Raw genomic sequence first — 15,168 nt, forward strand, 5'->3', positions numbered from 1 at the left:
CTGGGAGTCACCGCAGGAAGGCGGCCGCGACACCGGCATCGACCGGGATGTGCAGTCCGGTGGTGTGGGTCAGCTCGGGCCCGCAGAGGACGAAGACGGCGTTGGCGATGTGGTCGGGCAGCACCTCGCGCCTGAGGATCGTCCGCTGGGCGTAGAACTTCCCGAGGTCCTCCTCCTCCACGCCGTACACCGCGGCGCGGTTGGCACCCCAGCCGCTGGCAAAGATGCCGGAGCCCTGGACGACGCCGTCGGGGTTGACGCCGTTGACCTTGATGCCGTGCTCGCCGAGCTCGGCCGCCAGCAGCCGCACCTGGTGCGCCTGGTCGGCCTTCGCGGCGCCGTAGGCGACGTTGTTGGGACCGGCGAAGATCGCGTTCTTGCTGGAGATGTAGACGATGTCGCCGCCCAGCTGCTGCTCGATCATCACCTTCGCGGTCGCCTTGGCGACCAGGAACGAGCCCTTGGCCATCACGTCGTGCTGGAGGTCCCAGTCCTGCTCGGTGGTCTCCATCAGCGAGCGGGAGAGGGACAGGCCGGCGTTGTTGACGACGAGGTCGACTCCCCCGAACGCCAGCACCGCGGCGTCGACAGCGGCCTGGACGGCAGCCTCGTCGCTGACGTCGACCTGCACACCGACGGCCACGTCCGCGCCGCCGATCTCGCGCGCGGCCTCCTGGGCCTTCTCCAGCGACAGGTCCGCGATGACGACACAGGCACCCTCGGCGGCCAGCTTCTGCGCGGTGGCCCGGCCGATGCCGGACGCGGCGCCGGTAACCAGCGCGACGCGGGTGGCGAGCGGCTTGGGCTTCGGCATCCGCTGGAGCTTGGCCTCCTCCAGCGCCCAGTACTCGATCCGGAACTTCTCCGTCTCGTCGATCGGCTGGTACGACGACAGTCCCTCGGCGCCGCGCATCACGTTGATCGCGTTGACGTAGAACTCGCCGGCGACGCGGGCGGTCTGCTTGTCCTTGCCGAAGCTGAACATGCCGACGCCGGGCACCAGGACGATCAGCGGGTCCTTGCCGCGGATGGCGGGCGAGTCCGGTGTCGCGTGCCGGTCGTAGTAGGCCTGGTAGTCCTCGCGATAGGCGACCGCGAGGTCGTGCAACCGGGCGAGGGACTCCTCGACCGGCGCGGTCGGCGGCAGGTCGAGGACCAGGGGCTTGACCTTGGTGCGAAGGAAGTGGTCGGGGCAGGACGTGCCCAGGGCGGCGAGCCGCGGGTGCTCCGCGTGGGCGAGGAAGTCGAGGACCTCGTCGGAGTCCGTGTAGTGGCCGACCATCGGCCGGTCCGCGCTCGCGATGCCGCGGATGGTCGGCGCGAGGGCGGCCGCCCGGGCGCGGCGCTCGGCCGGCGGCAGCGCGGCGTACCCCTCGAGCGCGGGTCCGAACGGCTCGGCCCTGGAGTTCTCGGCGATGTAGTCGGCAGCAGTGTCGATGATCATCAGCGAGTGGGCCTCTGCCTCCTCGCTGGTGTCGCCCCACGCGGTGATGCCGTGACCCCCGAGGATGCAGCCGATCGCCTGCGGGTTGCGGTGCTTGATCTCGGCGATGTCGAGGCCGAGCTGGAAGCCGGGGCGCCGCCACGGCACCCACACCACACGGTCGCCGAAGATCTCCTTGGTCAGCGCCTCGCCGTCGGCGGCGGTGGCGATCGCGATGCCGGAGTCCGGGTGGAGGTGGTCGACGTGTGCCGCATCGACGAGGCCGTGCATCGCGGTGTCGATCGAGGGAGCGGCGCCGCCCTTGCCGTGGAGGCAGTAGTCGAACGCGGCGACCATCTCGTCCTCGCGGTCGATGCCGGGGTAGACGTCGACCAGGCTGCGCATCCGGTCGAGGCGGAGCACGGCGAGTCCGGGCTCGGTCAGGGTGCCGAGGTCGCCGCCGGAGCCCTTGACCCAGAGCAGCTCTACCGGCTCGCCGGTGACCGGGTCGGTCTCGACTCCCTTCGCCGAGGTGTTGCCGCCCGCGTAGTTGGTGTTCTTCGGGTCGGCGCCGAGGCGGTTGGACCGGGCGATCAGCGCGGCCGCAGCGGGGTTGGTCATCATTTCCTTCTCTATCGGGGTCAGTTCCAGGACAGCTGCGTGCCACCGACGCGGCTGGCCTCGATCTCGGCCTGGTAGCCGGACTCGGCGTAGGCACGCATCGGGTCGGCCGGCAGTCCGTGCTCCTCACGCCAGCCGGCGAGGTCGGCCCGGACGTCGGTGTAGAACGCGTCCATGAAGACCTGGTGGGCACCGAGGACGTCACCGGCGTCCTGGGCGGCGTGGAGCGCATCGGTGTCCACCAGCAGCGCGCGAGCGGTCATCTCCTGCACGTTGAGGACCGACCGGATCTGGCCGGGAATCTTCTCCTCGACGTTGTGGCACTGGTCGAGCATGAACGCCACGTCGCTCTCCGGCCCGTAGCCGCCGCCCCGCATCACCTCGAAGAGGATCCGGAACAGCTGGAACGGGTCGGCCGCGCCGACGATCAGGTCGTCGTCCGCGTAGAAGCGGGAGTTGAAGTCGAAGGAGCCGAGCTTCCCGAGCCGCAGCAGCTGCATCACGATGAACTCGATGTTGGTGCCGGGCGCGTGATGGCCGGTGTCGAGGCAGACCACCGCGCGGTCGCCGAGAGCGGCCACCTGGGCGTACGCCGTACCCCAGTCGGGGACGTCGGTGTGGTAGAACGCCGGCTCGAAGAACTTGTACTCGAGCACCAGCCGCTGGTCGTCACCGAGCCGGTCGTAGATGGTGCTGAGCGACTCCCCCAGCCGGTCCTGGCGGCCGCGCAGGTCTGCCTGGCCCGGGTAGTTGCTGCCCTCGGCCAGCCAGATCTTCAGGTCCCGGCTGCCGGTCGCGCCCATGACGTCGATGCACTCGAAGTGGTGGTCGATCGCCTTCTGGCGGACCTTGGCGTCGACGTGGGTCAGGGCGCCGAACTTGTAGTCGTCGTCCTGGAACGTGTTGGAGTTGATCGTCCCGAGCCGCACGCCGTGGTCCTGGGCGTACGCCGACAGCGCGGCGTAGTCGTCGACCTTGTCCCACGGGATGTGCAGGGCGACGGTCGGTGCGAGGCCAGTGAACCGGTGGACGGTGGCGGCATCGGCGATCTTCTCCTCGACACTGCGCGGGGTGCCCGCGGTGGCGAAGACCTTGAAGCGGGTGCCGGAGTTGCCGAACGCCCAGGAGGGGAGCTCGATCGCCTGGCCCTCGAGCCGAGCGGCGATGGCGGCGAAGCCCTTCTGACTACTCATGATCGGGTGCTTTCTGCGAGCTGGTCGTCGAGGTTGAACACCTCGCGGAGGACGACGAAGCCCTCGTCGGGGGCCTGTCCGGCTGTGTCATCGGCGGCATCGGCGGCATCCGGCCAGGTGAAGTAGGCGGCCATCTCGGCTTGCCAGCGGGTGTTGACCTCGGTGCGGCCCATGGCCGCCCGGGCCGCGGCCAGGTCGTCGGACTCGACGTACCCGACCAGCAGCCCGTCCTCCCGCAGGAACAGGGAGTAGTTGCGCCACCCGGTCTCGGCAAGTGCGGCGAGCATCTCGGGCCAGACGGCCCGGTGCCGCTCGACGTACTCGTCGATCAGGTCCGGTCGGACCTGGAGGGTGAAGCAGTAGCGGGGCATGGTGGTGCCGCCTCCCTGTTCCTGCGGTGGTGAGGACGTGTCAATTCCGAGCCGAGGCTCAGAAGTCGAAGTCGCCGATGTTCTCTGCGTTGAAGACGAACGGGTCGCCGAGGAGGACCTCGCCGTCCGCGCCCACCGTGTACTCGCCGAGGTCGCCGGCGTCGAAGGTGTCGCCCTCCTCGCCCTCGATGTCGCCGTCGATCAGGGCCTGGGTGGCGTACATCGCCAGGTAGCCCAGGTCGCCCGGGTTCCAGAGTGCGAAGGCCTCGACGGTGCCGTTCTCGACGTACTCACGCATCTGGTTCGGGGTGCCGAGGCCGGTCAGCGCGACCTTGCCCTTGTACTCCGAGTCCGACAGGTAGCGGGCGGCCGCGGAGATGCCGACCGTGGTGGGCGAGATGATGCCCTTCAGGTCGGGGTGCGCCTGCAGGAGCGCGGCGGTCTGGTCGAAGGACTTCTGGTCGTCGTCGTCGCCGTAGACGGTGTCGACGAGCTCGATGTCGGGGTGGTTGGCCTCGAGCTCCGCCTCCATCATCTCGATCCAGGCGTTCTGGTTGGTCGCGTTGGCCGCGGCCGACAGGATCGCGATCTCGCCCGAGCCGCCGATCTGCTCGGCGATCAGGTCGACCTGGACCTTGGCGATGCCCTCGGCGCTGGCCTGGTTGATGAACAGGTCGCGGCACTCGGGGTTGGTGTCGGAGTCGAAGGTGACGACGGAGGCGCCGGCGTCCATCGCCTCGGTGAGCGCGTCGCAGATCGCCTCCGGGTCGTTGGCCGAGACGATGAGGCCGCCGACGCCCTGCTGGGCGGCGGTGTTGATGAACGGGACCTGGGCCTCGGGGCTCGCCGTGTCGGGTCCGACCTCCTCGATCTCGGCGTCGAGCTCGCCGGCAGCCTTCTCGGCGCCTGCGGTGCTGGTGTCGAAGTACGGGTTGCCGAGGTTCTTCGGCAGCATGGTGACGGAGCTGTCGCCCCCGCCGCTGCCTCCGTCCTCACCGTCGTCCCCACCGCACGCGGTGAGGCTGAGGCCCGCAACAAGGGTGACAGCGGCCAGGGTGGCCACCCGTCGGCTCTGGAACTTCATCGTCCTGGTTACCTTTCGTTGACTGATCAGGACTGCGGCTGCCGGGCAGCGCGGTCGGACCGCGAGCGAGTCGCCCACGGCCATCTCCTCCCTGAGCGCAGACCCGAGGCCCAGGAGAGGAAGCTGGTGGAGATCACGGAGAGCACGAGGAGCACTCCGATCACGATGTTGATCTTGTTGACGGTCTCGCCCTCCAGGCGCATGGCGCTGGCGATGACACCGAGGAGCAGCACGCCGGCGATGACGCCGTGGAGCGCACCCCGGCCGCCGAAGATCGAGACCCCGCCGAGCAGCACGGCGGCGATGACCTGGAGCTCCAGCCCGTAGGCCGAGTCGCCGCGGACGCTGCCGTAGCGCAGGGCGTAGTAGACGCCGGCGAAGGCCGCGACCGCACCGGAGAGCACGAACAGGAGGAACTTGGTGCGCTCGACGTTGACGCCCGTGAAGCGAGCGGCCTCGTGGTTGAGCCCGATCTCGTAGATGCCGCGGCCGAAGCCGGTGAAGTGGAGCAGGAGCACGAAGATGACGGCGAGGACCGCGATCGGCACCAGGATCATCGGGTACGAGCTCTCCTCGACGATCCGCTCCTTCGCGAGGTCGGTCCACTTGTCGGGGAAGTCGGTGATCGAGCTGTCGCCCAGCAGACCGACGGCGATGCCGCGGAAGAGGGCGAGCGTTCCGATGGTGACGGCGAGGGAAGGCAGTCCGACGTACGCGACGAGGAAGCCGTTGAGCGCACCGGCGAGGACGCCGACACCGACCGCGAGAGCGGCCGCGACCGGGATCGAGAGGCCGGCGTCGACGTGGAAGACACCGGTCAGCGCGGCGCTGACGCCGACGATGCTGGCCACCGAGAGGTCGATCTCACCGGTGACGATCACCAGTGTCATCGGCAGTGCGATCAGCAGGATCGGCACGTTGTCGAGGAAGAGGTAGTAGAGCGTGAGCGGGCCGTCGAAGTTGGCGACGTTGCCGTTGGCCCACACGAAGACCGCGACGAGGAGGGCGATGACCGCGGCCTCGTGGGTGAGGAGCAGGCGCGACCACAACGGGCGGGCGTAGGCGCGGTAGGTGCGCTCGGGTGCTGGTGTCTGGGCGTCGAGCATGCTGGTCACGAGGCGCTCCCCGATGGGACGGAAGTGGACGACGGTGGCGGTGGTGGCGGCCCCTGGTCGTGGTCGAGCTCGCGGGCGGCGACCAGCCGCCGTTCCTGGCGGAGGGTCAGGACCCGGTCGAGAGCCACCGCGGCGAGGATGAGCGCACCGACGACGGCGCGCTGCCAGAAGTCGTCGATGCCCAGCACCGGCAGCGCGCTGTTGATCGTCACCAGCAGGGACGCGCCGATCGCGGCGCCCCAGACGGTGCCGCTGCCACCGAAGATCGCGACGCCCCCGATGACCGCGGCGCCCACGGCTTGGAGCTCGATGCCGAAGCCGGCGTTGGAGCTGACCGTGCCGTAGCGGGCGACGTAGAAGACGCCGGCGAGACCGGCGAGGGCTCCGGAGGCGACGAAGGCCATCAGCACCCGGCGCGCGACGGGCAGGCCGTAGAGGTGGGCGGCGTCGGGGTCGGACCCGATCGCGTAGAGCTCGCGACCGCCGCGGCTGGTGTGCATCAGGTACCCGACGACGCCCATGACGGCGAGCGCGACGATGGTGAGGACAGGGATGCTCAGCAGCTGCTCGGTGCCGAGCGACGAGAAGCCGTCGGGGATGTCGCTGGCGTTGATCCGGTCGCTGCCGGCCCAGGAGAGGAAGACGCCGCGGTAGATGTAGAGGGTGCCGAGAGTGATCACGAGGGACGGCACCCGTCCGAACGTCACCAGGATGCCGTTGACCAGGCCGAGGCCGGCACCGGCCAGGACCGCCAGCAGGACCACGACGAGGGTCGGCAGGCCGGTGTCGACGAAGAGCCGGCCGGTGAGATAGGCGGTCAGACCGAGGGTCGAGCCGACCGAGAGGTCGACGTTGCGGGTGACGATCACCACCGTCTGGCCCACTGCGAGCAGGATGAGGATGCTGGGGTTGACCAGCAGCGACCGCCAGCCGTCGGAACCGAAGACGAAGCTCGAGCTCTGGGTCGCCGTCGCCACGACGAGAGCGAGGAGGACGAGCCCGACCGCGAGCTCGCGCGAGCGGAGCAGGCCGCCGAGGAAGCGTTGCGCGGGTGAGAGCGCGCTGGGCGCCAGCTCGATCGCGTCGTCGGGCAGCGACGGCTGCGGGGCATCGGTGGTCGTCGTCATGCCTTCACCTCCTGGCGGGCAGCAGCAGCGGGGCCCGCGCCGGTTCGTGCCGGCGTGGTGCTGCCGGTGGCGGCGCGCATCACGGCCTCGGGCGTGGCCTGGTCGCGATCGAGCTCGGCCGCGATCCGTCCCTCATGGACGACGAGGACGCGGTCGGCCATGCCGAGCACCTCCGGCAGCTCGGAGGAGATCATCACGATCGCGAGACCGCGCCCGGCGAGGTCGGAGAGGAGGCGGTGTACCTCGGCCTTGGTGCCGACGTCGATACCGCGGGTCGGCTCGTCGATGATGAGCAGCTTGGGCTCCGTCGCGAGCCACTTGGCGAGGACGACCTTCTGCTGGTTGCCGCCCGACATGGTCGCGGCCCGCATGTCCAGTGCGCTGGTCTTGACCTCGAGCCGCGCCGCCCACGGACCGGCCGCCCTGTTCTCGGCACGGCTGGTGATGATCCCGGCCCGGTCGAGCCGGGTGCGGATGACCGAGGCCACGTTGCGGGCGATGGTGCCCTCGATGACGAGGCCCTGCTGGCGGCGGTCCTCCGGGACGAACGCCATGCCCGCCGCGATCGCGGCGCGCGGCCGGCGCGCCGGAAGCCGTTTGCCCGCGACGGTCACGCGTCCGCTGTCGTAGGGGTCGACGCCGAACACCGCGCGGGCGATCTCGCTGCGGCCGGCGCCGACCAGGCCGGCGAGCGCGACGATCTCGCCGGCTCGCACCTGGAAGCTGACGTCGTGGAAGAGCCCGGCCCGGTTGAGGCCGTCGACCTCCAGCACGACGTCGCCGATCTCGGCAGGGACCTTGGGAAAGAGCTCGGCGACCTCGCGACCGACCATCCGCGCCACGATCTGGTCGACGGAGGTCTCGGCGACGGTGTCGGTGGAGACGTACTCGCCGTCCCGCATGACGGTGACCATGTCGCAGAGCGCGAAGACCTCGTCGAACCGGTGGGAGATGAACACGAGCGCACGGCCTTCGTCGCGCAGGCTGCGCGCAACGGCGAACAGACGCTCCACCTCGACGCCGCTCAGCGCGGCGGTGGGCTCGTCCATGACGAGGAGGGCGGCGTCGAGCGAGATCGCCTTGGCGATCTCGATGATCTGCTGGTCGGCGATCGACAGGCCGCGCGCGGGCCGGCGGGGGTCGATGTGCACGCCGAGCCGTGCGAACAGCGCCTCGGACTCGACGTACATGCGCGGGCGGTCGATCCGACGCGCGCCGCGCAGCGGGTGCCGGCCCATGAAGATGTTCTCCGCGACGGAGAGGTCGGGGAAGAGCGTCGGCTCCTGGTAGATGACCGCGACGCCTGCCGCCTTCGAGTCAGCGGTCGACCCGAAGTCGACGTCCGCCCCGAGCAGCCGGAAGGTGCCGGCGTCGCGACGGTGCACGCCGGCGACGATCTTCACCAGCGTCGACTTGCCGGCGCCGTTCTCGCCCACGAGCGCGTGGATCGATCCGGGCCGTACCTCGAGGGTGCCCGAACGGAGGGCGGCGACCGCTCCGAACGACTTCGCGACGTCACGAAGCTCGAGCGTCAGCGGGCTGGAGCCGGGTCCGGTTCTGGCAGGCATGCGTTCCTTGACTTTCACCGTTGAAAGGTTTCAACTACGGTTGCGCCGACGTTAGGTGACCGCCGTCACGCCCGTCAAGACTTCGGTGAAACTTTGTTGAAACGAATCAATGGCCGACGACGAGCAGCGGGTGGTCCTAGTCTGTGCGGACATCCGAGGAGGAAGAAGTGGCCACCGAACCGCGCCTCACCCGCGCCGCTGACCCGAACGGGCGGAGCGTGTCGGTCAAGGATGTCGCCGCGGCCGCCGGCGTCTCGCTCGGCACCGTCTCCAACGTGCTGAACCGCCCGGAGAAGGTGCTGCCCGCCACCCGCGACCACGTGCTCGCGGTCATCGACGACCTCGGGTTCGTCCGCAACGACGCCGCGCGCCAGCTCCGGGCGGGCACCAACCGCGCGGTCGGGATGATCGTGCTCGACGTGCGCAACCCGTTCTTCACCGACGTGGCCCAGGGCGTCGAGGAACGACTCGGCGAACACCGGCGGCCGCTCATCCTCGGCAACTCCGGGCAGGACGCGCGCCGAGAGTCGACCTACCTCGACCTCTTCGAGGAGCAGCGGGTCAGCGGCCTCCTGATCACACCGGTCGGCCAGGTACTGCCGCGCCTGCGGCGGCTCCGTGACCGCGGCACCGCGGTGGTGGTCGTCGACCGACGCGCCGGGACCCGGGAGTTCTCCTCGATCGCGGTCGACGACAAGCGGGGTGGGCGGATCGGGGCGCAGCACCTGATCGACACCGGGCGGCGCCGGATCGCGTTCGTGGGCGGACCCAAGGGGCTGAGCCAGGTCAAGCACCGCCTGCAGGGCGCCCAGGAGGTCGTCGACGCGACGGTCGGCGCGCAGCTGACGTTCGTCGAGACGCCCACGATGGACGCCGTCGCCGGTCGCCGGGCCGCCGACCAGCTGGTCGCGCTGGGCAAGCGCTCGCGTCCCGACGCCATCTTCGCCGCGAACGACCTGATCGCGCTCGGCGTGCTGCAGGCGCTCACCTTCGCGGGCGTCCGGGTGCCCGACGACGTCGCGATCATGGGGTACGACGACATCGACTTCGCCGCGTCCGCAGCGATCCCGCTCAGCTCGGTGCGTCAGCCGCGCGAGCAGCTCGGACGTGTCGCCGCCGACACCCTCCTCGACGTCATCGCCGATCCGGGGGCGAAGGTCCGCGACGTCGTCCTCGAGCCGGAGCTCGTCGTACGCCGGTCGACCGTCGGCTGAGGTGCCCCGGAGTCTGCCCGGCCGACGCATCCTCCGAGCACGACTGGGTGACGAACGGATAACTATCGGCCACGCCGGGCCAAATCCCGAGATTTTGCGGAGCTCGGGGGTTCCAATGGGATCAAGAGGCCGACAGTGCACGACGAGCGCACCGCACGACCGAAGACCGAGAAGCCGAGGGGGAGCCGACGTGGAACTGGGGACGAGCACACTGGCCGACGTCGCGGCCTGCACGATGGCCGCCGTGCACCGACGCGACCACGAGCACCGGGTCGGTGCGGACTCCTGCCACCCGCACGTGGTCGAGGTCGTGCACCTGGGCGCCCGGGCAGTCTGCGTCTGCCACGACTGCCGCCTCGACTCCGGGTTCCTGCCCCGCCGCGAGGCGGAGATGATGGCTGCCGGCCACCGGGACGTCACCCGCGACGTCAGCGTCAGGCTCTGCAGCGCCTGAACCGACCATGCCTCTCGGTGACTTCCCGCTGCGGCCGTCGATCGCCGTGTCCGACATCGGTCGGGCGGTCGAGTTCTACGAAGGCAGGCTCGGCCTGGAGGCCTTGCGCACCGAACCCAGCGCCGGCATCCCCGAGGGCAGCCGGGTCTACGGCTCCGGCGGCGGCCCCGCGCTGAACGTCTACCAGTCGGAGACCGCAGGGAAGTCCCCGGCGACCCTGGCGGCCTGGTACGTCGACGACATCGACCAGGTCGTCGACGAGCTCACCGCCAACGGCGTCGAGATCGTGCGGTACGACGAGTTCGAGCACGACGCCAAGGGCATCACGCCTCGAGCCGGTGGCGGTCGCATAGCGTGGTTCCAGGATCCCGACGGCAACACGTTCGCCGTCGAGGCCGACGTCTGACCCGGCCCGGACCCAGACGCTAGAAGCCGAGCTCGCGGCCGATGAGCTCCTTCATGATCTCATTGGATCCGGCCCAGATCTTGGTGACCCGGGCGTCGCGCCAGGCGCGGGCGACGCGGTACTCGTTCATGAAGCCGTAGCCGCCGTGGATCTGGACGCAGTGGTCGATGACCTCGTTCTGCATGTCCGACGACCACCACTTGGCCTTCGCCGCCTCCACCGCGGACAGTTGGCCCTCGGCGTGCGCCGCGACGCACTTGTCCATGTAGGCCTCGCACACCTCGACCGCGGTGACCAGCTCGGCCAGCAGGAACTTGATGTGCTGGAACCGCCCGATCGACTGGCCGAAGGCCTGCCGGTCCTTGGCGTACTGGATCGTCTCCGCGAGGATCTGCTTGGCGTGGTGGGTGTTGGCGATCGCGCAGGCGAGCCGCTCCTGCGGCAGCTTCTGCATCATGTGGACGAACCCCATGTTGAGCTCGCCGATGATGTCGTCGTCGGTGCACCGGACGTTCTCGAAGAACAGCTCCGACGTGTCGGACTCCTCCATACCGACCTTGTCGAGCTTGCGACCACGGCTGAAGCCCTCCTTGGTCGCCTCGATGCCGAACAGGGTGATGCCCTTCGGCCCCTTCTCCGGGTCGGTCCGCGCGGCGGTGACGATCAGGTCGCCGGAGTAGCCGTTGGTGATGAACGTCTTGGAGCCGTTGATGACCCATTCGTCTCCGTCACGCACAGCCGTGGTCCTGAGAGCGGCCAGGTCCGAACCGCCCGATGGCTCGGTCATCCCGATACCGAGCAGGATCTCGCCGGAGGCCACGCCCGGGAGCCAGCGCTGCTTCTGCTCCTCGGTGCCGAGCTCGACGATGTAGGGCGCGGTGATGTCGGCGTGGATCCCGACGCAGGTCGGCATCCAGGCGCCCACCTTGGCCATCTCTTCGGTGAGGACCGCGTTGAACCGGAAGTCGTCGGCACCGGCGCCGCCGTACTCCTCCGGGATCGCGAGCCCGAGCATGCCCTGGGCCCCCGCCTCCAGCCAGAACTCGCGAGGCAGCGACTTCTCCTGGATGTACTTCTCGGCGTTCGGGGTGACCGACCGCTCGATCCAGGTGCGGGCGGACTCGCGGAAAGCCTCGTGGTCCTCGTTGTAGATGTCGCGCTTCATGGCGGCGATCCTACTCGGCGGTAGCCACCTGCGATTCGCGCGTGGTTCCCACGCGAGACGGCATCAGGAGTGCCCCGATCACCAGCAGCAACGCACAGCCGGCCACCGCGAGGAAGACCGCCTGCAGCGCAGGATCGAGTACGTCGACCGGCAGCTGGTCGAGCTTCACCGAGCCCGCCGCGTCGGCTCCTCCCAGCCGGTCGGCGACGACGCCGTTGGCGATGGCGCCGAACATCGCGACGCCGACCGCACTGCCGACCGAGCGCGCGAACATGTTGGCGCCGGTGGCGACCCCGCGTTGCCGGAACTCCACCGCCGACTGGAGGGCCACGATGCTCGGGCTGACGACGTACCCCAGGCCGAGGCCGAGCACCAGGCAGGCAGCGGCGAGCAACCAGATCGAGCTGCCCGGGCCGACCAGCGCCAGGATCGTCGCACCGGCCGCACCGAAGAAGGCGCCGAGGAACAGGCACGCCCGGAACCCCCACCGGAGGTAGATCCGGCCCGAGGTGCTGGCCGCGAACGGCCAGCCGATCGCCAGTGCGGCGACCGCGAAGCCCGCCACCGTCGCACCGGCACCCAGCACCTGCTGGGCGTAGACAGGGACGTAGGAGGTGACGCCCAGCATCACGACGCCCGCCACGAAACCGCCCACGGTGGCGGCGTTGAGGACCCGGTGCTTGAACAGCCAACCCGGCAGGACGGGATCGTCGACCCTCGTCTCGACGCGCACGAAGAGGAGCGCCAGCGCAGCCGCGCCGCCGAACGCGACGGCGCTCTGCCAGGACCACCACGACCACCGGATGCCGCCCTCGAGCAGGCCGAGGAGCAGCAGCGCCGAGGTGCCGGCGACCAGCAGGGCACCCCACCAGTCGATCGGTCGCCGGCGATGCGGCGCGGGCTGCTCGTCGAACCGGACCCAGAGCACGGCTGCGGCCAGCAGGCCGAGCGGCAGGTTGATCCAGAAGATCCAGCGCCAGGACAGGTGGTCGGAGAAGAGGCCGCCGAGGGTCGGGCCGACGACGGCGGACATCGCCCACACGCTGGCGATGTACCCCTGCGCGACCGCGCGCTCGGCCACCGAGTAGATGTCGCCCATGATCGTCATGCCGGCCGGCTGGATCGCTCCGGCACCGAGGCCCTGCAGCGCGCGGAACGCGATCAGCGCGCCCATGCTCCACGACACGGCGCACAGGACGGAGCCGATCACGAAGGTCCCGATGCCGAACAGCATCAGCGGCTTGCGGCCGAAGGTGTCGGCGAGCTTGCCGTAGATCGGCGTGCTGATCGCCTGGGTCAGCAGGTACGCCGAGAACAGCCACGGGAACTGGGTGAAGCCGCCGAGGTCGCGCACGATCGCGGGGACCGCGGTGGCGAGGATGGTGGCGTCGATGGCGATCAGCGCGATCGAGAGCATCACCGACCCGAGGATCGGCCCTCGGTCGCTCCGCAGCCCGACCGAGGCACGGGTCGGGGCGGCGGTCGTCACGTCTGGCCGCAACCGGGTCGACCTCCGAAGCATTCCCGACCCTAGGGTTGGGGACCGATGTCCGAGTCCTTCAGGATGTCGCTTTCCGCCGGCAGCTCGATCGTGACTTCCTCGTCGAACTCGGAGTACTCGAACCAGGCCCGCTTGGTCTCGTTGAGCCGCAGCAGGTAGTGGGGCTCGGCGACCATCACGTAGTAGGTCTCCTTCTTGCTGCCTTCCTGGAGGCGCACCTTGACCGCGTCCTCACCCTGGACCGACACCACGCCCTCGTTGGTCGCGGTCGCACCGTCCCTCCCGTCACGCTCGAGGAACTCATCGAGATCGCAGACGCTCTCGAACTGTTGGGGGTCGTCGGTGAACTCGAGCCACCGGCCGTCGAGGAACTGCAGGAAGCTCTCGGGGTTGTCGATGCCGAAGTCGACGAGGAAGAGGGCGTCGGGCTTGATCATGATCCGCCCGTCCTTGCGCAGGACCTGGGCGGTGCCCCTGCCGAGATAGCTCATGGTCCCGGTGCAGTCGCCGTCGGAGGTGATGGTCATCCGGATCGACACGTTCTTCTTGCCGTCGGGGAACTGGCTGGTCACCAGCACCGAGTCGAGGACGTTCATCTCCTTCTCGGAGGTGCGCAGGATCTCCTCCGGGGGCAACGCGAGGAACGACGACTCCGCCGTCGGCTCCGACGGTGGGTCGTCGTTGCCGTCGTCCCCACCGTCACCGACCACGGCAGCCGCGGCGATCCCACCGGCGACGGCCACCATCGCGGCCACCGCCGCGGCGACGAGCAGCCTGGTCCGACCGCTCCGACGCGCGGTCGACGGACGACGGTCGTGACCGGGCGGCGCGGTGCGCGCGAGGGCAGGCGGGAGGCCGGTCGGAGGCGGCGTCGACGGGGGCGGCGTCGACGGAGGCGGCGTCGACGGGGGCGGCGTCGACGGGGGCGGCGTCGACGGCGGCGCGACCCGCTCGTGGGTGTGCCGGGACGGGGTGCCGGACGACGCCGGGCGGAGCGCCGTACCGCCTCTGGCCTCGGGCACGGCAGCACCGGGCGTGTGCGGGAGCCGCAGCGCGGCCTGGAGGTCGGCCCGCATCGCGGCCGCCGTCGGATAGCGCTGACTCGGTTCCTTGGCCATCGCGAGCCGGAGGATCCGGTTGGTGGCCTGCACCATCGGGCTGGTGCCGGCGAGCTGCGGGATCTCCTGGGTCACGTGCGCCGCGACGATCTGGTAGTCGGTCTGGCCGGTGAAGGGCGGGGTGCCGGTGAGCGCGACCCACATCAGGCACCCCAGCGAGTACACGTCGGTGACGAAGCTGGCGGCGGCGCCTCCGTGCAGCTCCGGGGCCATGTAGGTCGGCGTCCCGACCGCCGAGGATCCGAACCGGGTCGACGCGGCGTCCATCCGACGCGCGATGCCGAAGTCCGCGAGGTACGCCCGCACGGCATTGCCACGGATCCGGACCAGCACGTTGCCGGGCTTGATGTCGCGGTGCACGAGGCCGGCCTCGTGGGCGTCGGCGAGCCCACTTGCCACCTGCTCGATCACGCTCAGCGCGTCGACCAGCGGCGGGACGCCGGCCGTCCGGATCAGCCGACCGAGGTCGCCGTCGACGATGAGCTGGCTCGCGATGTAGAGGTATCCGTCCTCCTCCCCGTGGGCGTAGACCGCGACGACGTGAGCCGACTCCAAGGACGCCTGGGAGCGGGCCTCCCGGCTGAACCGCTCCCGGAACTCCGGGTCGTGCGCGTAGAGCGGCGCGACGATCTTGAGCGCGACCTCCCGGCTGAGGTTCTCCTCGACCGCGCGGTAGACGACGCCCATCCCGCCCTGACCGAGCTGCTCCACGATGCGGAACCGTCCGATCCGAGCACCGGGAACGGGATAACCGCCAGCCGAGCCTCCCGAGACAGTGACCACGAGGACGTTTCTACCCGACGTGGCA

At 70.0% G+C, this 15,168-nt stretch carries 13 protein-coding genes; 3 read left to right on the plus strand and 10 right to left on the minus strand.

Features of this window, described 5'->3' with window-relative positions:
- Positions 1–7: 7 nt before the first annotated feature.
- From SHK19_RS20260 to SHK19_RS20290, 7 genes are read right to left on the minus strand one after another with little or no spacing between them, the layout of a single operon-like run.
- On the minus strand, positions 8–2,044 hold the full coding sequence (locus tag SHK19_RS20260) for a bifunctional aldolase/short-chain dehydrogenase (protein ID WP_322937290.1): 2,037 nt from the start codon (positions 2,042–2,044) through the stop codon (positions 8–10).
- A 20-nt stretch (positions 2,045–2,064) separates the two neighbouring features.
- Complete coding sequence (gene rhaI / locus SHK19_RS20265; RefSeq protein WP_322454597.1) at positions 2,065–3,237, minus strand: L-rhamnose isomerase; 1,173 nt, start codon at positions 3,235–3,237, stop codon at positions 2,065–2,067.
- Positions 3,234–3,608 (minus strand): L-rhamnose mutarotase, encoded by a 375-nt coding sequence (locus tag SHK19_RS20270; RefSeq protein WP_322454596.1) that lies wholly within the window; start codon positions 3,606–3,608, stop codon positions 3,234–3,236. The genes rhaI and SHK19_RS20270 overlap by 4 nt, the downstream gene beginning before the upstream one ends.
- A 58-nt stretch (positions 3,609–3,666) precedes the next feature.
- On the minus strand, positions 3,667–4,692 hold the full coding sequence (gene rhaS, locus SHK19_RS20275) for a rhamnose ABC transporter substrate-binding protein (protein WP_322454595.1): 1,026 nt from the start codon (positions 4,690–4,692) through the stop codon (positions 3,667–3,669).
- Positions 4,693–4,718: 26 nt separating this feature from the next.
- A complete protein-coding gene (locus tag SHK19_RS20280) occupies positions 4,719–5,798 on the minus strand; it encodes an ABC transporter permease (RefSeq protein WP_322454956.1) in 1,080 nt (359 codons plus the stop codon).
- 5 nt (positions 5,799–5,803) lie between these two features.
- Entirely contained in the window at positions 5,804–6,934 is a 1,131-nt protein-coding gene (locus SHK19_RS20285) for an ABC transporter permease (protein WP_322454594.1), read from the minus strand.
- The gene (locus SHK19_RS20290) at positions 6,931–8,502 is read right to left on the minus strand and encodes a sugar ABC transporter ATP-binding protein (protein ID WP_322937291.1); all 1,572 of its coding nucleotides are present in this window, start codon (positions 8,500–8,502) and stop codon (positions 6,931–6,933) included. The genes SHK19_RS20285 and SHK19_RS20290 overlap by 4 nt, the downstream gene beginning before the upstream one ends.
- A 167-nt stretch (positions 8,503–8,669) precedes the next feature.
- On the opposite strand from SHK19_RS20290, the gene SHK19_RS20295 reads away from it, so the two are divergent.
- From SHK19_RS20295 to SHK19_RS20305, 3 genes are all read left to right on the plus strand, one after another.
- The gene (locus SHK19_RS20295) at positions 8,670–9,716 is read left to right on the plus strand and encodes a LacI family DNA-binding transcriptional regulator (RefSeq protein ID WP_322937292.1); all 1,047 of its coding nucleotides are present in this window, start codon (positions 8,670–8,672) and stop codon (positions 9,714–9,716) included.
- A 190-nt stretch (positions 9,717–9,906) separates the two neighbouring features.
- Positions 9,907–10,170: a hypothetical protein gene (locus SHK19_RS20300; protein WP_322454591.1), complete on the plus strand. Its 264-nt coding sequence runs from the start codon at positions 9,907–9,909 to the stop codon at positions 10,168–10,170.
- Positions 10,171–10,177: 7 nt separating this feature from the next.
- Entirely contained in the window at positions 10,178–10,576 is a 399-nt protein-coding gene (locus tag SHK19_RS20305) for a VOC family protein (protein ID WP_322937293.1), read from the plus strand.
- A 19-nt stretch (positions 10,577–10,595) separates the two neighbouring features.
- Here the strand turns inward: SHK19_RS20305 and SHK19_RS20310 are convergent, their stop codons facing one another.
- Genes SHK19_RS20310 through SHK19_RS20320 form a run of 3 tightly spaced genes read right to left on the minus strand, consistent with a single transcriptional unit; the run spans position 10,596 to position 15,071 of the window.
- On the minus strand, positions 10,596–11,741 hold the full coding sequence (locus tag SHK19_RS20310) for an acyl-CoA dehydrogenase family protein (RefSeq protein WP_322454589.1): 1,146 nt from the start codon (positions 11,739–11,741) through the stop codon (positions 10,596–10,598).
- A gap of 10 nt (positions 11,742–11,751) precedes the next feature.
- Positions 11,752–13,230 carry an MDR family MFS transporter gene (locus SHK19_RS20315; RefSeq protein WP_322454588.1) on the minus strand — a complete coding sequence of 493 codons (1,479 nt, stop codon included), beginning with the start codon at positions 13,228–13,230 and terminating at the stop codon, positions 11,752–11,754.
- Positions 13,231–13,271: 41 nt separating this feature from the next.
- A complete protein-coding gene (locus tag SHK19_RS20320) occupies positions 13,272–15,071 on the minus strand; it encodes a serine/threonine-protein kinase (protein ID WP_322937294.1) in 1,800 nt (599 codons plus the stop codon).
- Positions 15,072–15,168: the final 97 nt, after the last annotated feature.

Source organism: Nocardioides bizhenqiangii, assembly GCF_034661235.1.
In the GTDB taxonomy this organism is placed as follows: domain Bacteria; phylum Actinomycetota; class Actinomycetes; order Propionibacteriales; family Nocardioidaceae; genus Nocardioides; species Nocardioides bizhenqiangii.